Genomic DNA, 20,686 nt, shown 5'->3' with positions numbered 1-20,686 from the left:
TTGAGAAGGGCTGTCCCTAGTACGAGAGGACCGGGACGGACGAACCTCTGGTGTGCCAGTTGTTCTGCCAAGGGCATGGCTGGTTGGCTACGTTCGGGAGGGATAACCGCTGAAAGCATCTAAGCGGGAAGCCTGCTTCGAGATGAGGACTCCCACCCACTTGATGGGGTAAGGCTCCCAGTAGACGACTGGGTTGATAGGCCGGATCTGGAAGCACAGTAATGTGTGGAGGTGACCGGTACTAATAGGCCGAGGGCTTGTCCTCAGTTGCTCGCGTCCACTGTGTTAGTTCTGAGACAACGACCGTTGTCGGCTTTGAGTAGAACAACAATAGAAGAGTGTGCTTGTTCGCTCGAAACCATTAGGGTTTCGGTGGTTATAGCGTGAGGGAAACGCCCGGTTACATTCCGAACCCGGAAGCTAAGCCTTACAGCGCCGATGGTACTGCAGGGGGGACCCTGTGGGAGAGTAGGACGCCGCCGAACAATCTTTGGAGGACCCCTGGTCCCAGCGTTCAGCTGGGACCAGGGGTCCTTTTGTTTTTACAATGCTTGCGGTACCGAAGACAGGAGTCACCATGTCCACCAACTCTCCCGACGATCGACCGGAGCGCGACCAGCGGCGACGGGACAGTGGTGACCGTGGCGGCTACCGAGGAGACCGTGGCGGCTTCCGCCGCGACAACGACCGTGGTGGTTACGGGCGTCGCGACGATCGCCGTGGCGATGACCGGGGCGGCGATCGCGGCGGCTTCCGTCGTGACGACCGCCGCGATGACCGTCGTGACGACCGCGGCGGCGACCGTCGTGACGACCGCGGCGGCGACCGTCGGGATGATCGCCGTGACGACCGTCGTGGCGATGACCGCGGTGGCGACCGTGGTGGTTTCCGGCGTGACGACAACCGTGGCGGCGGGTACGGCCGGCGCGATGACCGGCGTGAGGGCGATCGTGGGCCTCGTCCGCCGTTCCGCAGGGACGACCGTTCCGGTGGGCCGCGTCGGGACGACCGCGACCGTGGCTTCCGTCGCGACGGCGATCGCCCGTCCTTCCGCCGCGACGACGAGCGCGGTGGCTTCCGCCGCGACGATCGCCGCGATGACCGCCGTGACGATCGTCGTGGTGATGACCGCCGCGATGACCGTCGTGACGATCGTCGGGATGATCGGCGTGATGACCGTCGTGGTGATGACCGTGGTGGCTTCCGGCGTGACGACAACCGTGGTGGCGGGTACGGCCGGCGCGATGACCGGGGCGGCGACCGTCGTAGCGACACTCGTCGGGATGGTGACCGCGGTGGCTTCCGTCGCGATGACCGGGACCGCGGGTTCCGTGGCGACGATCGCGACCGGGGCTTCCGCCGTGACGATCGTCGTGGTGATGACCGTCGTGACGATCGTCGGGATGATCGCCGTGACGACCGTCGTGGCGATGACCGCGGTGGCGACCGTGGGGGCTTCCGGCGCGATGATCGTCGTGACGACCGGGGTGGGTTCCGGCGGGACGACAGCCGCGGTGACCGGGGTGGGTTCCGTGGGCGGGATGACCGTGGGGGCCGTGGGCCGCGTCGGGACGACCGTGATGGTCGGCCGGGTGGGTTCCGTGGGCGTGACGGCGGTCGTGACGACCGACGCGGCGGTGGCCGGTTCCGTGATGAGCGGGATCGGGACCGTGGGGACCGCGAGCCGATCAAGCGGCTGCCGATCCCCGAGGACGTCACGGGTGACGAGATCGACAAGGACGTACGGCAGGAGCTTCAGAGCCTGCCGAAGACGCTCGCGGAGGATGTCGCCAAGAACCTGGTGATGGTCGCGCGGCTCATCGACGAGGACCCCGAGGGCGCTTACGGCTACTCCAAGGTGGCCCTGCGGCTGGCGTCGCGTGTTGCGGCCGTACGCGAGGCGGCCGGGTTCGCGGCGTACGCGAATCAGAAGTATTCCGAGGCGCTCGCCGAGTTCCGGGCGGCGCGGCGGATGACCGGGACGGTGGACCTGTGGCCGCTCATGGCCGACTGCGAGCGTGGGCTCGGGCGGCCGGAGAAGGCGCTGGACATGGCCGGGGCGCCCGAGGTGTCCAAGCTCGACAAGGCCGGGCAGGTCGAGATGCGGCTCGTCGCGGCCGGTGCCCGGCGTGACCTGGGGCAGCTGGACGCGGCCATCGTGACGCTGCAGAGCCCTGAGCTGGCCTCCAACGCCGTACAGCCGTGGACCGCGCGGCTGAGGTACGCGTACGCCGACGCGCTGTTCGCCGCTGGGCGGGAGGGTGAGGCGCGGGAGTGGTTCGCCAAGGCTGTCGAGGCCGACAAGGACGGCAGCACGGACGCCTCCGACCGGCTTGCCGAGCTGGACGGGGTCGACTTCGTGGACGCCCTCGACGAGAACGAGGATGAGAACGAGGGCGACGACAGCGACGAGCAGCAGGATCAGGGCGGGTCCGACGAGGGCCACAAGGAGTGAGCGACGTCTGATGTGAGGGGCGGGATCCCGGGCCGGGGTTCCGCCCCTTCTGCGTTCAGAGGTTCAGGGCGCGCAGGACCAGGCCAGAGGCCGGCTTCGGGCCGAACGACGTCGACTTGCGAGGCATCGTGACGCCCTGGCGGGCGAGGTCGCGTACGACGTCCTCGCGGACCGGGTGCATCAGGACGGCCGTACCGCCGTCGCGTTCCGCCTTGTCGACGGTGGCGGCGGTGTCGTGGATGTAGGCGATACGGGTGGGGTCGTCCTCGGGGATGTGCCAGACGTGGGCGAGGAGGGCGGCGTGCAGGACCGTCGCGTCCAGGGTGCGCCAGGCGGTGGGGCGGTCGGTGGGGACCGTACGGGCCAGGAGGGCCGGGTCCGGTTGGTCGACGAGGTGGAAGGTGCCGTCTCCGGCGAGGAGGTAGGCGTTGCTCGCGCAGGCCGCGTCGGCCAGCGCCGCCAGGGCCTCGGGCAGCGGGACTTCGAGGCGGCGTACCCGGAACAGACCGTCGAGGGCGGCGAGGGCGTCCGGCACGGGCAGGTTGTGCAGGAGGCGGTGGATGGCGCGGACGCGGAGGGGGTAGCGGGCGGTGTCGACCAGGAGGACGAGGCCGTAGTCCCAGGCGCTGGGTGAGGGGTGCTCCGCGCGTAGACGGCGATACGTCTCCCAGCGGTGGTGGCCGTCGGCGATCAGGGCCTGGTGGCGGGTCAGGTCGGACTGGACGCGGGCCAGCTCGGTGGGGTCGGTGATCGACCACAGGCGGTGGCTGAAGCCGTCCTCCGTGGTGGTCGCGAAGAGCGGGGGACGTTCGGCCGTTCGCTCGATGACGGCGGTCGTGTCGGCCGCCGTGCCGTTGCCGCGGTAGGTCAGGAGCAGGGGTTCGAGGTTCGCGGACGTGGCACGCATCAGGGCCGCTCGGTCGGCGACCACGTGCGGCATGACGTCCTCGTGCGGCAGGACCAGGCCCTCCGACGGCTCCGAGACGCGCAGGGCGCCGATGATGCCGCGCTGCAGCATGCCGTCGCCGTCGTGCTGTTCGTAGACGTAGAGGCCGGGCTCGGGGTCGGCGGTCAGCACGCCTTCGGACAGCCAGCGGCGCAGGGTTTTCGCCGCCTGTTCGTTGCGGGCGCCGGGAGTGTCGGCCTGGGGGAGGATCAGGCGGACGATGTTGTACGGGTCGGCCGACTCGAGATGGAGCAGGCCGTCGGGGCGGACCACGACGTCGTACGGCGGCGAAGTAACGGCCGCCAGGCTGCCGACCCGGTCGGGGTCGTAGCGAAGCCCTCGGAACGGGGTGAGTTCGAGGCCTCGGCGCACCGTTGCTTCCGGGTGACCTGCTGTGTTCATCCAGGCATCGTACGGGTGTCAGTGGCATGGGGGATGATCGGGGGAAAGCCGTCGAACGAGGAGCGATGCGGAATGAGCCAGAGCGTCAGGACGAGGCCCGAGGGCAGTGGCCAGGCCCTGAGCGAGGCGTACGACACGGCGCTGCTCGACCTCGACGGTGTGGTGTACGCGGGGGGCAACGCGATCGTGCACGCCGTCGAGTCGCTCGCCGAGGCTCGTGCGGGCGGGATGCATCTGGCGTACGTCACCAACAACGCCCTGCGGACTCCGGATGTCGTGGCCGCGCATTTGACGGCCCTGGGGATACCGACCGGGGCGGACGACGTCATCACTTCGGCGCAGGCGGTCGCGCGGCTGATCAGTGAGCAGGTGCCGGCGGGGGCCAGGGTGCTGGTGATCGGCGGGGAGGGGCTGCGGGTGGCGCTGCGGGAGCGCGGGCTGGAGCCGGTGGAGTCGGCGGACGACGATCCGGTGGCGGTCGTACAGGGGTACGGCGGGCCGGAGCTGCCGTGGGGGCGGTTCGCGGAGGCCTGTTACGCCGTCGCGCGCGGGGTGCCGTGGTTCGCGTCCAACACCGACCTGACGATCCCGGGTGCGCGGGGGATCGGACCGGGCAACGGCGCGGCGGTGGAGGTCGTGCGGATAGCCACCGGGGCCGAGCCTCAGGTGGCGGGCAAGCCGCTGCCTCCCATGCACCGGGAGACGATCCTGCGGACCGGCGCCGAGCGGGCGCTGGTGGTCGGGGACCGGCTGGACACGGACATCGAGGGCGCGTTCAACGGGGAAGTGGACTCGCTGCTCGTGCTGACCGGGGTGACCGACGGCGCCCAGTTGCTGGCCGCGCCGCCGCAGCACCGGCCGACGTATGTCGACGCCGATCTGCGGGGGTTGCTGACCGGGCAGCCGGAGGTCGTGGCGGACGGGAGCGGCTTCCGGTGTGGTGGCTGGATGGCGACCGCCGGGGCGGAGCGGCTGGAACTCGACGGTGACGGTTCGGGCTTGGACGGGCTGCGGGCGCTCTGCGCGGCTGCCTGGACCGTGGCCGGGGAGGGGTCTTGCGCGCTGGACTCGGAGAAGGCGCTGGTGCGGCTGGGGTTGTGAGCCGTCCTACGGTTCCAGAGTGGTCGTACGGCTTCGTCGTGGTTGTGCGGCTGCGGAAGGGCGGTCGGGCATGGGCGCGCAGCGGGATCGTGGCTAAATGGGAGGGTAGGCTAACCTAACTGGGTGTTGGTCGACAGTCCTCCCGAACAGCGCGCGGAGTCCGAGTCCGCGCCCCCAACCCGACGGGCGATACGAGCCGTTGGGCTGCTCGTCTCTGTCCTGATTCTGGTGGTCGTCGCGTTGGCGAGCATCGCGATCGGGGCGAAACAGCTGTCCATCGGGGAGGTCTGGCACGGCTTGTTCGAGGCCTCCGGGACCTACGGCGACGTCGTGGTCGACGACCGGATCTCGCGCACCGTCCTCGGACTGCTCGCCGGCGCCGCCCTGGGGCTCGCCGGGGCCGTGCTCCAGGCGCTGACCCGCAACCCGCTCGCCGATCCGGGGCTGCTCGGCATCAACGCGGGCGCGTCCGCCGCCGTCGTCACCGCCATCACCTTCTTCGGCGTCACAAGTCTGAGCGGCTATGTCTGGTTCGCCTTCCTCGGCGCGGCCGCGGTCGGGGCGATGGTCTGGTTCCTCGGCGGCAGCCGGGGCGCCACGCCGGTGCGGCTCGCCCTGGCGGGTACGGCGATCAGTGCCGCGCTCTACGGCTATCTCCAGGCCGTGATGATCACGGACGACGCGGCGCTCAACAAGATGCGCTTCTGGACGGTCGGTTCGCTGACCTCGGCGACCGACGCGACCATCACCCAGGTGCTGCCGTTCCTGCTCGCGGGCAGCGTCCTCGCACTCGCCCTCGCCCGGCCGCTGAACGCCATGGAGATGGGCGACGACACCGCCAAGGCCCTCGGCGCCCATCTGAACCGCACCCGGGTGCTGTCGATGCTCGCCGCGACCGTGCTGTGCGGTGCCGCGACCGCGGCCTGCGGCCCGATCGTGTTCGTCGGCCTGATGGTGCCGCATGTCGTGCGGTCCTTCACCGGCCCCGACATGCGCTGGATCCTGCCGTACGCGGCCGTCCTGTCGCCCGTGCTGCTGCTCGGCGCCGACGTCCTCGGCCGGATCGTCGCCCGGCCCGCCGAGCTCCAGGTCGGCATCGTCACCGCGATCCTCGGCGGACCGGTCTTCATCTTTCTCGTACGACGGCGGAGGACGGCGCAGCTGTGAGGACCGCAGTGAAGAGCGATGCGAAGGACGCCTCCAAGAGCGCGTCGAAGAGCGAGGCGAGGAACGCGGAGAAGGGTGCCGGGAAGACCCCCCGTGGCAACCGTGCCGTGCGGACCCCGGGCGGGCTCTCCGTCCGGCTGGACGTACGGGCGCTGATCGTCGTCGTCCTGCTGCTGGCCGCCGGGCTCGCCGCGAGCGTCCTGCTGATCGGCACCGGCGACTTCCCGATCTCGGCGGGCGATGTACTCAAGACGCTGCTCGGCAACGGCAACGCGGGGCAGGAGTTCATCGTCAACGAGCTGCGGCTGCCGCGGGTCCTGGTCGGGCTCCTCGTCGGGGCCTCGCTCGGCCTCGGCGGTGCGCTGTTCCAGGCGCTGTCCCGCAACCCGCTGGGCAGCCCCGACATCCTCGGCCTCGGGCAGGGGGCCACGGCCGGGGCGCTCGTGGTGATCGTGCTGTTCTCCGGGAACGCCGGCCAGGTCACCGTCGGCGCGCTCGTGGGCGGGCTCGCGACCGGGCTCGCCATCTATCTGCTCGCCTGGAAGCGGGGCGTGCACGGATATCGACTGGTCCTGGTCGGTATCGGCATGTCCGCGATCATGACGGCGGTCAACGGCTATCTGCTGACCAAGGCCGATCTGGTCGACGCGGCCCGTGCGGTGGTGTGGATGACCGGCTCCCTCAGCGGCCGTGACTGGGCCCAGGTCTGGCCGCTGCTCGCGCTGTGCGCCGTCCTCGTACCGCTCGTCCTCGCCAATGCGCGGGGGCTGCGGATGATGGAGATGGGCGACGACGTGTCGTACGCCCTCGGGGTGCGCGTCGAACGCGTACGGCTGCTGCTGATGCTGGCCGCCGTGCTGCTCACCGCGGCCGCCACCGCCGCCGCGGGACCGGTCAGCTTCGTGGCGCTCACCGCCCCGCAGCTCGCCCGGCGTCTCACCCGCTCGCCCGGGCCGAACCTGCTGCCCTCCCTGTGCATGGGCGCCGCTCTCCTCGTCGCCGCCGACTGGATCTCCCAGCGGGTCTTCGGCGCCGACCAGATGCCGGTGGGTGTGGTCACGGGCGTGCTCGGCGGCGTATACCTGCTCTGGCTTCTGGTCACCGAGCGCAAGGCGGGCCGGATATGAGCGCCGGCAGCAGCATCAGCAGAGAAAGCCTCAGCAGCGGGCCGAACAATGGGCTGAACAACCGAAGGAGCACTGTGAACCGCCTGTCCGCCGACAACGTCACCCTCGCCTACGACCAGCGGGTCATCGCCGAGCAGCTGTCGGTGGAGATACCCGACAACTCCTTCACCGTGATCGTCGGCCCGAACGCGTGCGGCAAGTCCACGCTGCTGCGGGCGCTGTCGCGGATGCTCAAGCCCAGCCAGGGCCGGGTCCTGCTGGACGGGTCGGTCATCCAGTCGATGCCGGCGAAGAAGGTCGCGCGCACGCTGGGGCTGCTGCCGCAGTCGTCGATCGCGCCGGACGGGATCACCGTGGCCGACCTGGTGGGCCGTGGCCGTTACCCGCACCAGGGCATCCTGCGCCAGTGGTCGACCGAGGACGAGCGGGTCGTCCAGGAGTCGATGGAGCAGACCGGGGTGGCCGAGCTGGCCGATCGCTATGTCGACGAATTGTCGGGCGGTCAGCGGCAGCGTGTGTGGATCGCCATGGCGCTCGCCCAGCAGACCCCGCTGCTGCTGCTCGACGAGCCGACGACCTACCTCGACATCCAGCACCAGATCGACGTCCTCGACCTGTGTGCCGAACTGCACGAGGAGCAGGGGCGGACCCTGGTCGCCGTACTGCACGACCTCAACCACGCCGCCCGGTACGCCACGCACCTCATCGCCCTGCGCGGCGGGCAGATCATCGCCGAGGGCGCGCCGAACGACATCGTGACGGCCGAGTTGGTCGAGGAGGTGTTCGGGCTGCGCTGCCAGGTCATCGACGATCCGGAGACGGGGACGCCGCTGGTGGTGCCGGCGGCGCGGAAGGCGCGCGCCGGGGACAAGTCCGACGTCCAGGGCGACAAGTCCGACGTCAAGAAGGTCGTGGCCACGGAAGCGTCCTGAGGGACGGGCTAGAGAATCTTTCTGAGGAGCATCAGGTCGCGCAGGCCCGCGTGCAGTTTCAGCCGACCGGAGCCCCAGGCCTTGGCGAAGTGCAGTTCGCCGTCGACCAGGGAGACCAGGTCGTCGCCGGTCATGCTGAGCCTGATCTGGGCCTTCTCGCGGGGCGGGCCCTGGAGCGTGTCGTGGACGTGGATCCGGCCGTCCGCCATGCGGCCGGTGAACGTGACGTCCAGGTCGGTGATGTGGCAGCTCACCGAGCGGTCCAGGGCCGCGGCCGTACGGACGTCCCCTTCGGCACGCTGCATGCTGTCCGAGAGCTTTTCGAGTGCGGCGCGGCACTCATCGATCGTGGCCATCGCGATCGACGGTACCCCAGCGAATCGGGGTAGCGTCTGGGCATGAGCGACACAGTTCCGGAGACGGAGATCCCGGAGGGGCAGGCCGAGGAGGAGGCCGAGCTCGCGGCTGAGCCCGAGTACGACCCCGCCGCCCCCGCCCCGCTGAACGTCCCGCGCATCCCGACCGGCAACGCCGACGTCGACGCCGGGCTGGAGCGGCTCGGTGATGCCGACCACCTCGCTACCGACGGACACGTCGAGGTGTACGAGGATGTGCATCGGGGGCTGCGTGACGCGCTCACCGCGCTCGACGCCCGCCCGGGACCTCCGGCTCCCACCCGCCACCCGACCACCACCCCTCAATGAGACCCTTCGGGTCACACCTATTGGATGCCGTACGGGAACAGGAGCTGAACCGAACGTGGCAGGAGTCGCACGCCGCCGTCTCGACGCCGAGCTGGTCCGCCGGAAGCTCGCGCGGTCACGCGAGCATGCCAGCCAGCTGATCGCCTCCGGGCGGGTCAGCGTCGGCAAGACCGTCGCGACCAAGCCGGCCACGCAGGTGGAGACCGCGGCGGCGATCGTCGTCGCGGCGGACGGCAGCGACCCCGAGTACGTGTCGCGGGGCGGGCACAAGCTCGCGGGCGCGCTGGAGGCGTTCGTGCCCCAGGGGCTCGCGGTGGAAGGGCGGCGGGCACTGGACGCCGGGGCGTCGACCGGTGGGTTCACCGATGTCCTGCTGCGGTCGGGAGCCGCGCACGTCGTCGCCGTCGACGTCGGATACGGCCAACTCGCCTGGACTCTCCAGAGTGATGAACGCGTCACCGTCAAGGACCGTACGAACGTACGCGAGTTGACGCTCGAAGCGATCGATGGGGAACCAGTGGATCTTGTCGTGGGGGATCTGTCCTTCATCCCGCTCGGACTGGTGCTGCCCGCCCTGGTGCGGTGCGTGAAGCCGGACGCCGACCTGGTGATGATGGTCAAGCCACAGTTCGAGGTGGGGAAGGAACGGCTGGGCAGCGGCGGGGTCGTCCGCAGCACCCAGTTGCGGGCCGAGGCCGTGCGCGGCGTGGCCGAGAAGGCATGGGAACTCGGGCTCGGAGTGAAGGGGGTCACGGCGAGTCCGTTGCCCGGACCCTCCGGGAATGTCGAGTACTTTCTGTGGCTGCGTGCCGGGGCGCCCGCTCTGGACCCGGCCGACGTTGACCGAGCAGTGGCGGAGGGGCCGCGTTGATGCAGAACCTAGCTCGTACTGTTTTTCTGCTCGCCCACACGGGACGACCCGCTGCCATTCGCAGCGCGGAGCTCGTGGTGAAGGGGCTGCTGCGGGAGGGCATCGGGGTGCGCGTCCTGGAGTACGAGGCCGCCGACCTGCCGTTGCCGGACGAGGTGCAACTCGTCAAGGAGGCGACCCCGAAGTGCCTCGACGGGTGCGAGCTGCTCATCGTGCTCGGCGGTGACGGGACGCTGCTGCGCGGCGCCGAGTTCGCCCGGGCGTCCGGGGTGCCGATGCTGGGTGTCAACCTCGGGCGGGTCGGGTTCCTCGCGGAGGCCGAGCGGGACGATCTCGACAAGGTTGTCGACCGGGTCGTGACCAAGGCGTACGAGGTCGAGGAGCGGATGACCGTCGACGTCGTCGTGCATCAGAACGGCGATGTCGTGCACACGGACTGGGCGCTGAACGAGGCGGCCGTGCAGAAGGCCGGGGCCGAGAAGCTGCTCGAGGTCGTGCTGGAGATCGACGGGCGGCCGGTGACGGGGTTCGGGTGCGACGGCATCGTGCTGTCCACTCCGACGGGGTCCACGGCGTATGCGTTCTCCGCGGGTGGGCCTGTGGTGTGGCCTGAGGTCGAGGCGTTGTTGATGGTGCCGATCAGTGCGCATGCGTTGTTCGCGAAGCCGTTGGTGACGTCGCCGGATTCTGTGCTCGCGGTGGAGGTTCTGCCTCACATTCCGCCGGGTGTGCTGTGGTGTGACGGGCGGCGGACCGTGGAGCTGCCGCCGGGGGCGAGGGTCGAGGTGCGGCGGGGGGCTGTGCCGGTGCGGTTGGCTCGGCTGCATCACGCTTCGTTCACGGATCGGTTGGTTGCGAAGTTCGCGTTGCCGGTTTCTGGGTGGCGGGGGGCGCCTCACTAGCCATCTGTGTGGGGGGCGGAGCGTCGGCGGCTGCGGGCGGTTTGTGGCTGGTCGCGCAGTTCCCCGCGCGCCTGGGTACCTCCACTCGCCTGGGTGACATGTGCGGCCGATACCCATTCGTCACCTGGACCTTCACATGACTGGGGCCGGGGGCCGTCGCACTTCCCGCCCCCGACCTCGTATGGTCGTGTCCGTGTTGGAGGAGATGCGGATACGGTCGCTCGGAGTCATCGACGATGCGGTCGTCGAATTGTCGCCGGGGTTCACTGCCGTCACCGGTGAGACGGGTGCGGGCAAGACCATGGTGGTCACCAGCCTCGGGCTGTTGCTGGGTGGGCGTGCCGACCCGGCGCTCGTGCGGATCGGGGCCGGCAAGGCGGTCGTGGAGGGGCGGATCACCGTCGCTGCGGGCGCCTCGGCCGTCGTGCGGGCCGAGGAGGCCGGGGCCGAGCTCGACGACGGTGCGCTGTTGATCAGCCGTACCGTTTCCGCCGAGGGGCGGTCGCGGGCGCACGTGGGCGGGCGCAGTGTGCCCGTGGGGCTGCTGGCCGACCTCGCCGACGACCTCGTGGCCGTGCACGGGCAGACCGACCAGCAGGGGCTGCTGAAGCTGTCCCGGCAGCGTCAGGCGCTCGACCGGTACGCCGGTGAGGCTGTCGCCGGGCCGTTGGCCAAGTACGGCGAGGCCTACCGGCGGCTGCGGGCCGTGGCGGTCGAGCTGGAGGAGATCGTCACGCGCGCGCGTGAGCGGGCCCAGGAAGCCGACATGCTGCGGTACGGGCTCGACGAGATCGCGGGCGTGGAGCCGCGTGCCGGGGAGGATGTCGAGCTGGCGGAGGAGGCGGAGCGGCTCGGGCATGCCGAGGCGCTGTCGTCGGCCGCCACGGCCGCTCATGCTGCGCTCGCCGGGAATCCCGAGGACCCCGAGGGCATCGACGCCGCCACGCTCGTCGCGGGTGCTCAGCGGGCCCTGGACGCCGTGCGGTCGCACGACCCGGCGCTGGCCGCGCTGGCCGACCGGATCGGCGAGATCGGGATCCTGCTGGGCGATGTGGCGGGGGAGTTGGCGGGTTACGCCGACGACCTGGACGCCGATCCCCGGCGGCTGGCGGTCGTCGAGGAACGGCGGGCCGCGCTCGGCGCGCTGACGCGGAAGTACGGCGAGGACGTCGCCTCCGTGCTGGCCTGGGCCGAGCGGAGTGCCGCGCGGCTCACCGAACTGGACGGTGACGACGAGCGGATCGACGAGCTGACCGCCGAGCGGGACGCGCTGCGGGCCGAGCTGGGCGGGCTGGCGCAGGCGTTGACCGATGCGCGGGCGGAGGCCGCCGACCGGTTCGCCGCCGCCGTGACCGCCGAGCTGGCCTCGCTCGCCATGCCGCACGCGCGCGTGTCCTTCGAGATCCGGCAGACCGAGGATCCGGAGGGGGTCGAGGTCGGCGGGCGTACGGTCGTGTACGGGCCGTCGGGTGTCGATGAGGTCGAGCTGCTGCTCGCCCCGCACCCCGGGGCGCCGCCGCGGCCCATCGCCAAGGGCGCGTCCGGTGGTGAGCTCTCGCGCGTGATGCTCGCCGTCGAGGTCGTGTTCGCGGGGACGGATCCCGTGCCGACGTACCTCTTCGACGAGGTCGACGCCGGTGTCGGTGGCAAGGCGGCCGTCGAGATCGGGCGGCGGCTCGCCCGGCTGGCCAAGAGCGCCCAGGTGGTCGTGGTGACCCATCTGCCGCAGGTGGCCGCCTTCGCCGATCGGCAGCTGCTCGTGGAGAAGACCAACGACGGGTCGGTCACCCGGTCCGGTGTGAAGGTCCTGGAGGGCGAGGAGCGGATTCGGGAGCTGTCCCGGATGCTCGCCGGGCAGGAGGACTCGGAGACCGCGCGGGCGCACGCCGAGGAGCTGCTGGCGACCGCTCGGGCGGACGGGTAGCGGGTCCTCCGGGCCGCTCTGCGAGGGGCGGCGCCGTCCGCCGGGGGCGCGTGAGAGCCGGGCTGTCAGTGGTGGCCCGTAAGGTGGCCGAATGATCGAACGTGCCCCCAGGACCACCGCCTTCGGCCTCTCCGCAGCCCTCACCCGCGCCGGCGTCGCCGCCCTGCGTGCCAAGGCCCCCGGTGGCCGCGGCCGTTGGGAGCGGAAGAACTACGCGGGCCGGACCGTGGAGCTGTACGCCGGTGCGGCCTCCGCGCTGGCGGCGACGGTCGGTGCCGGGCGGATACGGCCGGCCGCCGGGGTCGCCGTGGCCGTCGCAGGAGCCTGCGGGGCGTACGACGACGTCGCCGGGGCGGGGGATCCGCGGCGTGGGTTGCGGGCGCACCTGTCCGCCCTGCGGGACGGCGAAGTCACCAGCGGCGCGGTCAAGTTGTTCGGGATCTCCGCCGCGGGGCTCGTCGCGGGGGCGTTCCTCAAGGAGCGGCCCGTGGACAAGCTCCTCGCGGGCGTGGTGATCGCCGGGGCCGCGCACTTCGTCAACCTCGTCGACGTACACCCGGGAAGGGCCACCACCGCGGTGCTCGCGCTCGGGGCGCCGGGGCTGCTCCGCGAAGGGCCCGGTGCCGGGATCGCCGCCACCGCCATGGGAGCCGCCGCGGCCGTGCTGCCCGACGACCTCGGGGAGCGGGCGATGATCGGCGACACCGGCGCGCATGCGCTGGGCGCGGCCCTGGGCGCAGCTGTCGTCGCAGGGAACGGCCGGGCCGGGCTGGTCGCGCATGCCGCCGCGCTCGTGGCCGCCGCGGTGTACGGCGACAAGGTGAGCGAGGCGGCGGGGGCGTTGGGCGCGCGCTGAGGTGAACGGCGGCTCACCGGGGTGCGTTCGGAGGACGACGGGTCCATCGGCCCGGCGCGGCGCGCTGGTTCGGGGGCCGCACCTGTGCCGTGCCGCCGGGGCGGGCCGGCTGCCGAGACGTCCGCCACGCGCGCGTGTTCGGGCACACCGGCCCACCCCACCTCACTCGTGCAGGTGACTCGGCACGCCGTGTTGCCTGCCTTCCGCGCTCCCGCGATGCCCGGAACACCCGTGCGTCCTGGCATCCTTGGCGTAAGCACGTCGTATGCGCGGGGATCCGCGCGGTACACCCCCTCCGCGCGATCCTTCTGTACGTTCTTCGTGACCGCCCGACCCACAACCAGGAGCCCCGGCCACGTGACCTCCGCGAGCAGCCACTCACCGCACGGCCAGTCGTCGCTGCGCACCGTGCAGGTGCTGGGCGGCGGCAACGCCGGCAGTAGTGCGCATGTGCGATCGCTGGCCTCGGGGCTGGTCGCGCGGGGCGTGCGGGTTCTCGTGTGCTCACCCGTCGAGGCCGATCACCTCTACGACTTCACCGGCGCCGGCGCGGAGCACGTGCATGTGCCGCGCAGCAGCGATCCCGGTTCCGTGGCCGCCCTGCGGGCCGCCTGCGCGGACGCCGACCTGGTGCACGCGCACGGGCTGCACGCCTCCTTCCGTACCGTGCTCGCCCTCAGCGGGCGGCGTACTCCGCTCGTCGTCACCTGGCACGACCGGGCGGAGGCCGAAGGAGCCCGCGCCCATCTCGTGCGGCTGTTGGAACGGCGGGTCGTCAAGGCCGCCTCGGTCGTGCTCGGAACCACCTCGGCGCTCGTGGACCGGGCCCGCCGGACCGGAGCGCGGGACGCGCGCCTGGCCGCCGTCGCGCTGCCCGGGTCCCGCCGTGCCGTCGAACGCGACGACCCCGACCGGCTGCGGCCCAAGGTCAGGGCCGAACTCGGCGCCACCGGGCGCCCGTTGCTGATCGCCGTCGGCTCGCTCGACCGGCAGCGCGGATACGACGTGCTGCTGGACGCCTCGCGCGCGTGGCGTGGGCTCGATCCCGTGCCGTTGGTCGTGATCGCGGGGGAGGGGGCGCTGCGGGGGGCACTGCAGCGCCGGATCGAGGACGAGGGGCTGCCCGTGCGGCTCATCGGGCGGCGCGACGACGTCTCCGAGCTGCTCGCCGCCGCCGATGCCGCGCTGCTGCCGAGCAGTTGGGAGTCGCGGTCCGTGCTGGCACAGGAGGCCCTGCACACGCGTGTGCCGCTCATCGCGACCGACGTCGGCGGCATCCCGGAACTCGTCGGGGACGCGGCCGAACTCGTCCCGTACGGCGACCCGCAGGCGCTCGCCGACGCCGTCGTACGGCTGCTGGGCGATCCCGAGCGTCAGGAGCTTCTCAAGGAGCGGGGCGTGCGGCAGGCGGCCACATGGCCGACGGAGGACGAGACGGTCGCTCAAGTCCTCAGCGTCTACGACGAATTGACCCAACCCCGGCCCATGATCTAGGCGCCGCCCGCCCTATGGCACGTGTCGCCGCGCCCGCAGCGCCAGGCTCAACGCCAGTACCGTCTGCGGGTCGTCGAGGTCGGTGCCGAGCAACTCGCCGATGCGGGCGAGGCGGTTGTAGAGGGTCTGCCGGTTGAGGTGCAGTTCGCGGGCCGTCTCCGCCTTGCGGCCCGTGTGCGCCAAGTACGTCTCCAGCGTGGGCAGCAGAGGCGGTTTCGAGCGGTTGTCGTGGTCGCGGAGCGGGCCGATCGCGCGGTCCACGAAGGCCGCGAGGTCGGGCTGGTCGCGCAGCCGCCACAGCAGCAGGTCGATGTCCAGGCGGCGGGCGTCGTACCAGGGTCGGTCCGACAGGCCCTGTGCCGCCGTCGCCGTCTCCGCCGCGTGCCTGAGGCCCGCCGAGGCCGCCGCCCAGCCGCCGGCCACCCCGACGACCACCACCGGCGGCTGTGCCCCGGGCCGCTGGATCCCGGCCCGCTCCACGCCCGCCCGCAGTGCCGCCGCCACCCGGTTCGCGACCGCCGAGCGCTCCGCCTCCGAACGCAGGCCCACCAGCAGCGGGACGCGCCCCTCGACCGGCCGTACGCCCAGCAGGACCGGAACCCCCACGGCCGCCAGTTCCTCCCCGACGGCGCGCGCCAGCACCGCCCAGCCGCCGCCCGGCGACAGCACGTCCCCGAGCCTCATCACCACCGGCAGCAGCGGGCTGTTGCCCGGCTTGAAGCCCAGCACGCGCGCCTGTGCCGGGGCGTCCGCCGCGTCGACACGGCCCTCCGCGAGGTCGGTCAGGAAGTCGCCGCGCCCGCGTGCCGCCAGCTCCTCCTCCTGCCGGGCCTGCATCAGTACCACGGCCAGGATCCCCGCGGCCCGCTCGGCGGCGATGCGATGGACGGGCGCGAGCAGGCCCCGCACGGGCAGCAGGACCAGCCGCGCCCGGACCGACCCCGTCCCGGGCCCGCCGCCCGGAACATCCACCAGCACCGAACCGGCGGGCGGCGGCGCATCCTTGTGGTGCCCCCGCAGCCCCTCCCACACCTGCAACGGATCCGCGCCCTCGGGACCGGCCCCGGCGGCGTAGAGCAGCTGCCCGTCGGTCGTCTCCAGGAAGACCGGGTTGCCGCCGAAGTCGGCCAGGATGCCGAGCACTTGGGGCACACCGCCGCCGCCGAGCAGTGCTTCCGTGCACCGGCGGTGCACCTCCTCCGCCCGTTGCAGCAGCGCGTAGTGGCCGTTGACGATCTCGGTGTGGATCTCCTCGGTGACCGTCACGAAGGGCACCTCACGATGCAGCTGGACCAGCGGCAGACCGGCCGTACGGGCCGTGTCGACCAGCGCGGCGGGCAGGCGCGTGAAGCGCGGGCCGAGTTCGATGACGAGGGCCGCGATGCCGCGCTCGGCCAGGGTGCGCACGAACGCCCGCTGGTCGGCCGGTCGGGTGCCGAGGCCGTAGCCCGTGGTCAGCAGCAGCTCGCCGCCCTTCAGCAGGGAGGCGATGTGGGGCACCTCGCCCGCGTGCACCCAGCGCACGGTCCGCCCCAGCCGGTCCGCGCCCGCGAGGACCTCGGGCAGCCCACTGCGCAGCCCGGGCAGCTCCAGCGCCCGCCGCACGGTGATCCCGGCGCCGTAGGTCTCGAATCCGCTGTCCTTACCGCCCGTACCGCCCGTACCGCTGTCCATGAGCCGGACGCTACCCGCGCGTGTGCTTCCACGACATCTCCGGACGGTTACGGAGACGATCAACAGCCCCCGGCACACGACACTGCGTCGCGCCGCGCGCCGAATCGCGGGACCCCCTGTCGGTTGTGGCGTACATCACCGCCCCGCCAGACTGTCGCATCCGAAAGAAAGCAGCGCCTTCAGCTTCGGATTCCGTTGCGGAAGCACCTTGAGAGGGATGGAATGACGGAAACACCCCAGCGTGAGGTTCATCGGCTCAAGGCGAACTCCGTAGGTCTGGTGGGCGTCGTCTTCATGGCGGTCGCCACCGCCGCGCCGATCACCGCGATGACCGGCAACCTGCCCATCGCGGTCGGCTTCGGAAACGGCACGGGCGCGCCCGCCGGCTATCTCTTCGCGACGCTCGTGCTGACGGTGTTCTCCGTCGGATACGTCGCCATGGCCCGCCGTATCACCGCCGCGGGCGCCTTCTACGGCTACATCTCGCACGGGCTCGGCCGGATCACCGGCATGGCGTCCGGGATGCTCGCCGTGCTGGCGTACGTCGTCTTCGAGGCGTCCATCGTCGGAGTCTTCTCGTACTTCGCGCAGACGACGGTCCACGACCAGCTCGGCCTGGACCTGCCCTGGATCCTGTACGCCGCCGCCATGCTGGCCGTCACCGCGGTCCTGGCGTACTTCGACATCAACCTCACCGCGAAGGCCCTCGGCGTGATGCTGATCGCGGAGATCGCGGTCCTCTTCGCGGTCGCCACGGCCGTATTGCTGCACGGTGGCGGGCCCGACGGCATCCCCATCGAGCCGATCAACCCCAAGAACGCCTTCACCGGAGCCTCCGCCGGTCTCGGCCTGTTCTTCGCCTTCTGGTCGTGGGTCGGCTTCGAGTCGACGGCGATGTACGGCGAGGAGTCCCGCGACCCCAAGCGCGTCATCCCGCGCGCGACGCTCATCTCGGTGGTCGGCGTCGGGATCTTCTACATCTACGTCTCCTGGATGACCATCGCCGGCAACGGCCTCAAGGGCTCCGTCGAGATCTCCTCCGGCACCAGCCCGCTCGATCTGTTCTTCGCCCCGGCGCACACCTTCATCGGCGCCTGGGCGGTCGACGCCTTCCAGTGGCTTCTGATCACCGGCTCGTTCGCCTGCGGGATGGCCTTCCACCAGTGCGCCGCGCGGTATCTGTACGCCGTCGGCCGCGAGGGCTTCCTGCACCCCGCGCTCGGCCGTACGCACGCCCGGCACGGGTCGCCGTACATCGCGTCCTTCGTGCAGTCGCTCATCGCGGTCGCGCTCGTCGGCGCCTTCTGGCTGACCGGTCAGGACCCGTACGTCCACCTCTACACGCTGCTGGCGATCCTCGGCACGATGGCGATCCTCATCGTGCAGACCCTGTGCTCCTTCGCGGTCATCGGCTACTTCCGCCGGAACCACCCCGAGGACCGGCACTGGTTCCGCACGTTCACCGCCCCGCTGCTCGGCGGCATCGGCATGATCGCCGTCGTGGGGCTGCTGGTGGCCAACCTGGACACCGCGGCCGGTACCGCGGCCGACTCGCTGTTCTTCAAGGCCATCCCGTGGATCGTGGGCCTGGTCTTCTTCGGCGGTCTCGGGCTCGGTCTGTACCTGAAGGCGCGGCGGCCGGAGCGCTACGACGTCATCGGCCGGATCGTGCTTGAGGACTCGACGGAGCGGACGGAGGCCCCGGTTACGGCACGCTCGGCCGGGTAGCGGCGCCCCCATGGACTTCAGTGTGGTCGCCGTGGCACGGGAGGACGACAGTCCGGTCGAGGAGCCGCTGCGGGTGGCGGCGGTCGCCGACCGGCTCGGGTACCGCGAGGTGTGGGCGGGGGAGGGGCCGACCTGGGACTCCTTCGTCCTCGCCGCGGCCATCGGGCGGGCCACCGAGAGGGTTGCGCTGACGGCCGGTCCCGTGGCGGTGTCGGTGCGGGACGCGTTCGGCATCGCGCGGGGTGCCGCCTCGGTCGCCGCCGTCACCGGGCGGCGGGTCGGGGTGGCGCTGGGGACGTCCAGCAAGCGGGTCGTCGAGGGCGTGCACGGCGTACCGCGGATGCGGCCCGCCGCGGCGATGGAGGCCTCGGCGGCGGCCGTGCGCGGCTTCCTGCACGGCAGGCCCGGCGAGCCGGTCGTCCCCGGCAGCGCCTTCCCACGCCGCCTGCCGCCGCCCGGCGGCCCGCTCACCGTGGCCGCATTCGGCGACCGCGCGATCGCCACGGCCGCCGTGCACGCCGACCGGATGCTGCTCGACATCGTCTCGCCGGAACAGGTGCGGACGCTGCGGGCCAAGCTCGAAGCGGCTGCCACGCGCGCGGGCCGTTCGTCGCCGCCGACCCTGGCCGCCTGGCTGCCGGCAGCCGTCGATCCGGCCCCGGACTCGCTGGCGCAGATCCTGCGGAGCATCGCCGGGTATCTGACCGTCCCGGGCTACAGCGACATGTTCGAGGCCGCCGGTTTCGGGGAGGCCGTCGAGCTGGCCCGTACCGGTGCCGACTCCGGCACGCTGGTGCGCGCGTTGCCCGCTGAGGCGGCGGGGTCGGTCGGCCTGGTGGGCGGCTTGGACGCCGTACGCGCGCGTGTCGAGGAGTACGCCGCGGCCGGGCTCGACGAGATCGCCCTCGTCCCGGCGACGGCGGGCGATCCGGGCGGGGAACGGACGCTGACGGAGCTCAGGTCGGCTTGATGTTGTGGTTGAAGCGGAAGACGTTGTCGGGGTCGTACTGCCGCTTCAGTGCCGCCAGGCGCCGGTAGTTGTCGGCGCCCAGGCCGGCGATCACCCGTTCCTGGCCCTCCGCGCCGATGAAGTTCAGGTACACCGCACCGGTGCTCCACGGCCGGACGTCGGTGCGCACGTCACGTACCCACTGAACGCACCGCTCGTCGTCCGCCGGGTCCTCCCACATTCCGTAGGGATGGATCGCCCAGGGCGCGTCCCGGTAGGGCACCGGGTACTCGTGCGGGCCGGCCGCGATCGCGCCGCCCTGGGGGAACAGGGCGTGCTGGGTGCCGGTCGGTACGGGCATCGTCCGCGCCTCGGCGCTGTAGACGTCCACGAAGTCGTCCGGCGCGCCCGTCAGGTACTCCGCCGACCAGTAGTGCCGCATGCCGGGCGGATCGTCGAGCAGACACTGCACATCGGCGTACGGCCTCGCGCCCACGATCTCCGCCTCGTGCGGCAGCGCCAGCAGCGGCTCGGCGTACTTGCGCATGTCCTGCTCGGCACCGGCGTACGTCAGGAGCACACCGCACACCAAGGCGCCGACCAGGGACGGCGGTACGAACTCCTCGGGCGGGCCGGTGAAGTGGATGACGCCGCCGCCCACCTCGTCGGGGCCGGACTCGACCACGTCGCGGAAGGTGCGGACGGCCTCGGGCCCGAACTCGGGCCGGTACAGCACCATCGCGATGGCGAACTCCGGCAGTTCGTGCAGCTTCAGCGTGATCGCGGTGGCGACGCCGAAGTTGCCGCCGCCCCCGTGCAGGGCCCAGAACAGGTCGGGGTTCTCGTCCGCGTTGGCGTGCACCTGGCTGCCGTCGGCGGTGACCAGCTCCACGCCGAGCAGATTGTCCACGGCGAGCCCGCAGCAGCGGTCCAGCCATCCGGTGCCGCCGCCGAGGACGAAGCCGCCGACGCCGGTGGTCGAGGCCCGGCCGCCGGTCGTGGCGAGGCCGAAGGGCTCGGTGGCGCGGTCCAGGTCGCTCATCGTGGCGCCGCCCGCGATCCGAACCGCCTCGGCCGCCGGGTGCACCGTGACCGCGCGCATATGGCGCAGGTCGACGACCAGACCGTTGTCGTTCAGCGCCATGCCCGCCACGCTGTGCCCGCCGCCGCGCACCGCGATGTGGAGGTCCAGCTCCCGCCCGAACCGCACGGCCCGCACGACGTCGTCCTCGTCCACGCACTGCGCGATCACCGCGGGCCGCCGGTCGATCATCGCGTTGAAGACGCCCCGGGCGTCGTCGTAGCCGAAGTCCCCCGGGGCGAACACATCACCGGAGAGATCCTCGCGCAGCGCGTCCAGGGCCGCGCCCGCCTTCGACCGGGAAGCCATGGCCGCCCCCTTCCGAAAAACGGCAGGACAAGGGGCAATCGCTTGTTTCCAGGCTAGGCGGGCG

Annotated in this window: 18 protein-coding genes and 2 rRNA genes; 16 read left to right on the top strand and 4 right to left on the bottom strand. The window is 71.8% G+C overall.

What is annotated here, in order from left to right:
* From BLU79_RS42625 to BLU79_RS48690, 4 genes are all read left to right on the top strand, one after another.
* Positions 1–265 (top strand): 23S ribosomal RNA (locus tag BLU79_RS42625); the annotation flags it as partial.
* Between the two features lie 103 nt (positions 266–368).
* Positions 369–485 (top strand): 5S ribosomal RNA (gene rrf / locus BLU79_RS42620).
* A gap of 156 nt (positions 486–641) precedes the next feature.
* Entirely contained in the window at positions 642–1,805 is a 1,164-nt protein-coding gene (locus BLU79_RS48695) for a hypothetical protein (RefSeq protein WP_256333683.1), read from the top strand.
* The gene (locus BLU79_RS48690; RefSeq protein ID WP_218137834.1) at positions 1,697–2,455 is read left to right on the top strand and encodes a hypothetical protein; all 759 of its coding nucleotides are present in this window, start codon (positions 1,697–1,699) and stop codon (positions 2,453–2,455) included. The genes BLU79_RS48695 and BLU79_RS48690 overlap by 109 nt, the downstream gene beginning before the upstream one ends.
* Positions 2,456–2,510: 55 nt before the next feature.
* Here BLU79_RS48690 and BLU79_RS42610 read toward each other — a convergent pair whose 3' ends face one another.
* Entirely contained in the window at positions 2,511–3,803 is a 1,293-nt protein-coding gene (locus BLU79_RS42610) for a DUF1015 domain-containing protein (RefSeq protein WP_093911421.1), read from the bottom strand.
* 72 nt (positions 3,804–3,875) lie between these two features.
* Here BLU79_RS42610 and BLU79_RS42605 point away from each other — a divergent pair, with 72 nt between their 5' ends.
* The 4 genes from BLU79_RS42605 to BLU79_RS42590 all read left to right on the top strand — a co-directional run bounded on the left by BLU79_RS42605 (position 3,876) and on the right by BLU79_RS42590 (position 8,130).
* Positions 3,876–4,904 carry an HAD hydrolase-like protein gene (locus BLU79_RS42605; RefSeq protein ID WP_093911420.1) on the top strand — a complete coding sequence of 343 codons (1,029 nt, stop codon included), beginning with the start codon at positions 3,876–3,878 and terminating at the stop codon, positions 4,902–4,904.
* A gap of 123 nt (positions 4,905–5,027) precedes the next feature.
* Complete coding sequence (locus tag BLU79_RS42600) at positions 5,028–6,071, top strand: FecCD family ABC transporter permease (RefSeq protein ID WP_093911419.1); 1,044 nt, start codon at positions 5,028–5,030, stop codon at positions 6,069–6,071.
* 107 nt (positions 6,072–6,178) lie between these two features.
* Positions 6,179–7,198: a FecCD family ABC transporter permease gene (locus BLU79_RS42595; protein ID WP_093911429.1), complete on the top strand. Its 1,020-nt coding sequence runs from the start codon at positions 6,179–6,181 to the stop codon at positions 7,196–7,198.
* Positions 7,195–8,130: an ABC transporter ATP-binding protein gene (locus tag BLU79_RS42590; protein ID WP_093911418.1), complete on the top strand. Its 936-nt coding sequence runs from the start codon at positions 7,195–7,197 to the stop codon at positions 8,128–8,130. Before BLU79_RS42595 ends, BLU79_RS42590 begins: the two co-directional genes overlap by 4 nt.
* 8 nt (positions 8,131–8,138) lie before the next feature.
* Here BLU79_RS42590 and BLU79_RS42585 read toward each other — a convergent pair whose 3' ends face one another.
* A complete protein-coding gene (locus BLU79_RS42585; RefSeq protein ID WP_093911417.1) occupies positions 8,139–8,486 on the bottom strand; it encodes an SCP2 sterol-binding domain-containing protein in 348 nt (115 codons plus the stop codon).
* Between the two features lie 42 nt (positions 8,487–8,528).
* Between BLU79_RS42585 and BLU79_RS42580 the strand changes: the two genes are divergently transcribed.
* The 6 genes from BLU79_RS42580 (at position 8,529) to BLU79_RS42555 (ending at position 14,881) form a co-directional block, all read left to right on the top strand.
* Positions 8,529–8,834 (top strand): hypothetical protein, encoded by a 306-nt coding sequence (locus BLU79_RS42580; RefSeq protein ID WP_093911416.1) that lies wholly within the window; start codon positions 8,529–8,531, stop codon positions 8,832–8,834.
* A 55-nt stretch (positions 8,835–8,889) separates the two neighbouring features.
* On the top strand, positions 8,890–9,705 hold the full coding sequence (locus BLU79_RS42575) for a TlyA family RNA methyltransferase (protein WP_093911415.1): 816 nt from the start codon (positions 8,890–8,892) through the stop codon (positions 9,703–9,705).
* Complete coding sequence (locus tag BLU79_RS42570) at positions 9,702–10,607, top strand: NAD kinase (RefSeq protein ID WP_093911414.1); 906 nt, start codon at positions 9,702–9,704, stop codon at positions 10,605–10,607. The genes BLU79_RS42575 and BLU79_RS42570 overlap by 4 nt, the downstream gene beginning before the upstream one ends.
* A gap of 181 nt (positions 10,608–10,788) precedes the next feature.
* On the top strand, positions 10,789–12,531 hold the full coding sequence (gene recN / locus BLU79_RS42565; RefSeq protein ID WP_177001402.1) for a DNA repair protein RecN: 1,743 nt from the start codon (positions 10,789–10,791) through the stop codon (positions 12,529–12,531).
* Between the two features lie 91 nt (positions 12,532–12,622).
* Complete coding sequence (locus tag BLU79_RS42560) at positions 12,623–13,387, top strand: hypothetical protein (protein WP_093911413.1); 765 nt, start codon at positions 12,623–12,625, stop codon at positions 13,385–13,387.
* A 357-nt stretch (positions 13,388–13,744) separates the two neighbouring features.
* A complete protein-coding gene (locus tag BLU79_RS42555) occupies positions 13,745–14,881 on the top strand; it encodes a glycosyltransferase family 4 protein (RefSeq protein ID WP_093911412.1) in 1,137 nt (378 codons plus the stop codon).
* A gap of 12 nt (positions 14,882–14,893) precedes the next feature.
* On the opposite strand, the gene BLU79_RS42550 is transcribed toward BLU79_RS42555, so the two are convergent.
* Positions 14,894–16,555, bottom strand: a complete 1,662-nt coding sequence (locus tag BLU79_RS42550) for a PucR family transcriptional regulator (RefSeq protein WP_093911411.1) — start codon at positions 16,553–16,555, stop codon at positions 14,894–14,896.
* A gap of 222 nt (positions 16,556–16,777) precedes the next feature.
* Here BLU79_RS42550 and BLU79_RS42545 point away from each other — a divergent pair, with 222 nt between their 5' ends.
* On the top strand, positions 16,778–18,283 hold the full coding sequence (locus tag BLU79_RS42545; RefSeq protein ID WP_093911410.1) for an APC family permease: 1,506 nt from the start codon (positions 16,778–16,780) through the stop codon (positions 18,281–18,283).
* Positions 18,284–18,293: 10 nt separating this feature from the next.
* The gene (locus BLU79_RS42540; RefSeq protein WP_093911409.1) at positions 18,294–19,253 is read left to right on the top strand and encodes an LLM class F420-dependent oxidoreductase; all 960 of its coding nucleotides are present in this window, start codon (positions 18,294–18,296) and stop codon (positions 19,251–19,253) included.
* On the opposite strand, the gene BLU79_RS42535 is transcribed toward BLU79_RS42540, so the two are convergent.
* On the bottom strand, positions 19,240–20,622 hold the full coding sequence (locus tag BLU79_RS42535) for an FAD-binding oxidoreductase (RefSeq protein WP_093911408.1): 1,383 nt from the start codon (positions 20,620–20,622) through the stop codon (positions 19,240–19,242). The genes BLU79_RS42540 and BLU79_RS42535 overlap by 14 nt on opposite strands.
* Positions 20,623–20,686: the final 64 nt, after the last annotated feature.

Origin of the sequence: Streptomyces sp. cf386 (genome assembly GCF_900103585.1) — a bacterium.
In the GTDB taxonomy this organism is placed as follows: Bacteria; Actinomycetota; Actinomycetes; order Streptomycetales; family Streptomycetaceae; genus Streptomyces.
Note: the sequence above shows the minus strand (reverse complement) of the source record. Positions and strands in the feature narration are given on the sequence as shown.

Coding starts and splice junctions, on each gene's coding strand:
- BLU79_RS42580 (WP_093911416.1), top strand. CDS start 8,529: ATGAGCGACACAGTTCCGGAGACGGAGATCCCGGAGGGGCAGGCCGAG.
- BLU79_RS42540 (WP_093911409.1), top strand. CDS start 18,294: ATGGACTTCAGTGTGGTCGCCGTGGCACGGGAGGACGACAGTCCGGTC.
- BLU79_RS42545 (WP_093911410.1), top strand. CDS start 16,778: ATGACGGAAACACCCCAGCGTGAGGTTCATCGGCTCAAGGCGAACTCC.
- BLU79_RS42550 (WP_093911411.1), bottom strand. CDS start 16,555: ATGGACAGCGGTACGGGCGGTACGGGCGGTAAGGACAGCGGATTCGAG.
- BLU79_RS42590 (WP_093911418.1), top strand. CDS start 7,195: ATGAGCGCCGGCAGCAGCATCAGCAGAGAAAGCCTCAGCAGCGGGCCG.
- recN (WP_177001402.1), top strand. CDS start 10,789: ATGGTCGTGTCCGTGTTGGAGGAGATGCGGATACGGTCGCTCGGAGTC.
- BLU79_RS42535 (WP_093911408.1), bottom strand. CDS start 20,622: ATGGCTTCCCGGTCGAAGGCGGGCGCGGCCCTGGACGCGCTGCGCGAG.
- BLU79_RS42605 (WP_093911420.1), top strand. CDS start 3,876: ATGAGCCAGAGCGTCAGGACGAGGCCCGAGGGCAGTGGCCAGGCCCTG.
- BLU79_RS42585 (WP_093911417.1), bottom strand. CDS start 8,486: ATGGCCACGATCGATGAGTGCCGCGCCGCACTCGAAAAGCTCTCGGAC.
- BLU79_RS42610 (WP_093911421.1), bottom strand. CDS start 3,803: ATGAACACAGCAGGTCACCCGGAAGCAACGGTGCGCCGAGGCCTCGAA.
- BLU79_RS42560 (WP_093911413.1), top strand. CDS start 12,623: ATGATCGAACGTGCCCCCAGGACCACCGCCTTCGGCCTCTCCGCAGCC.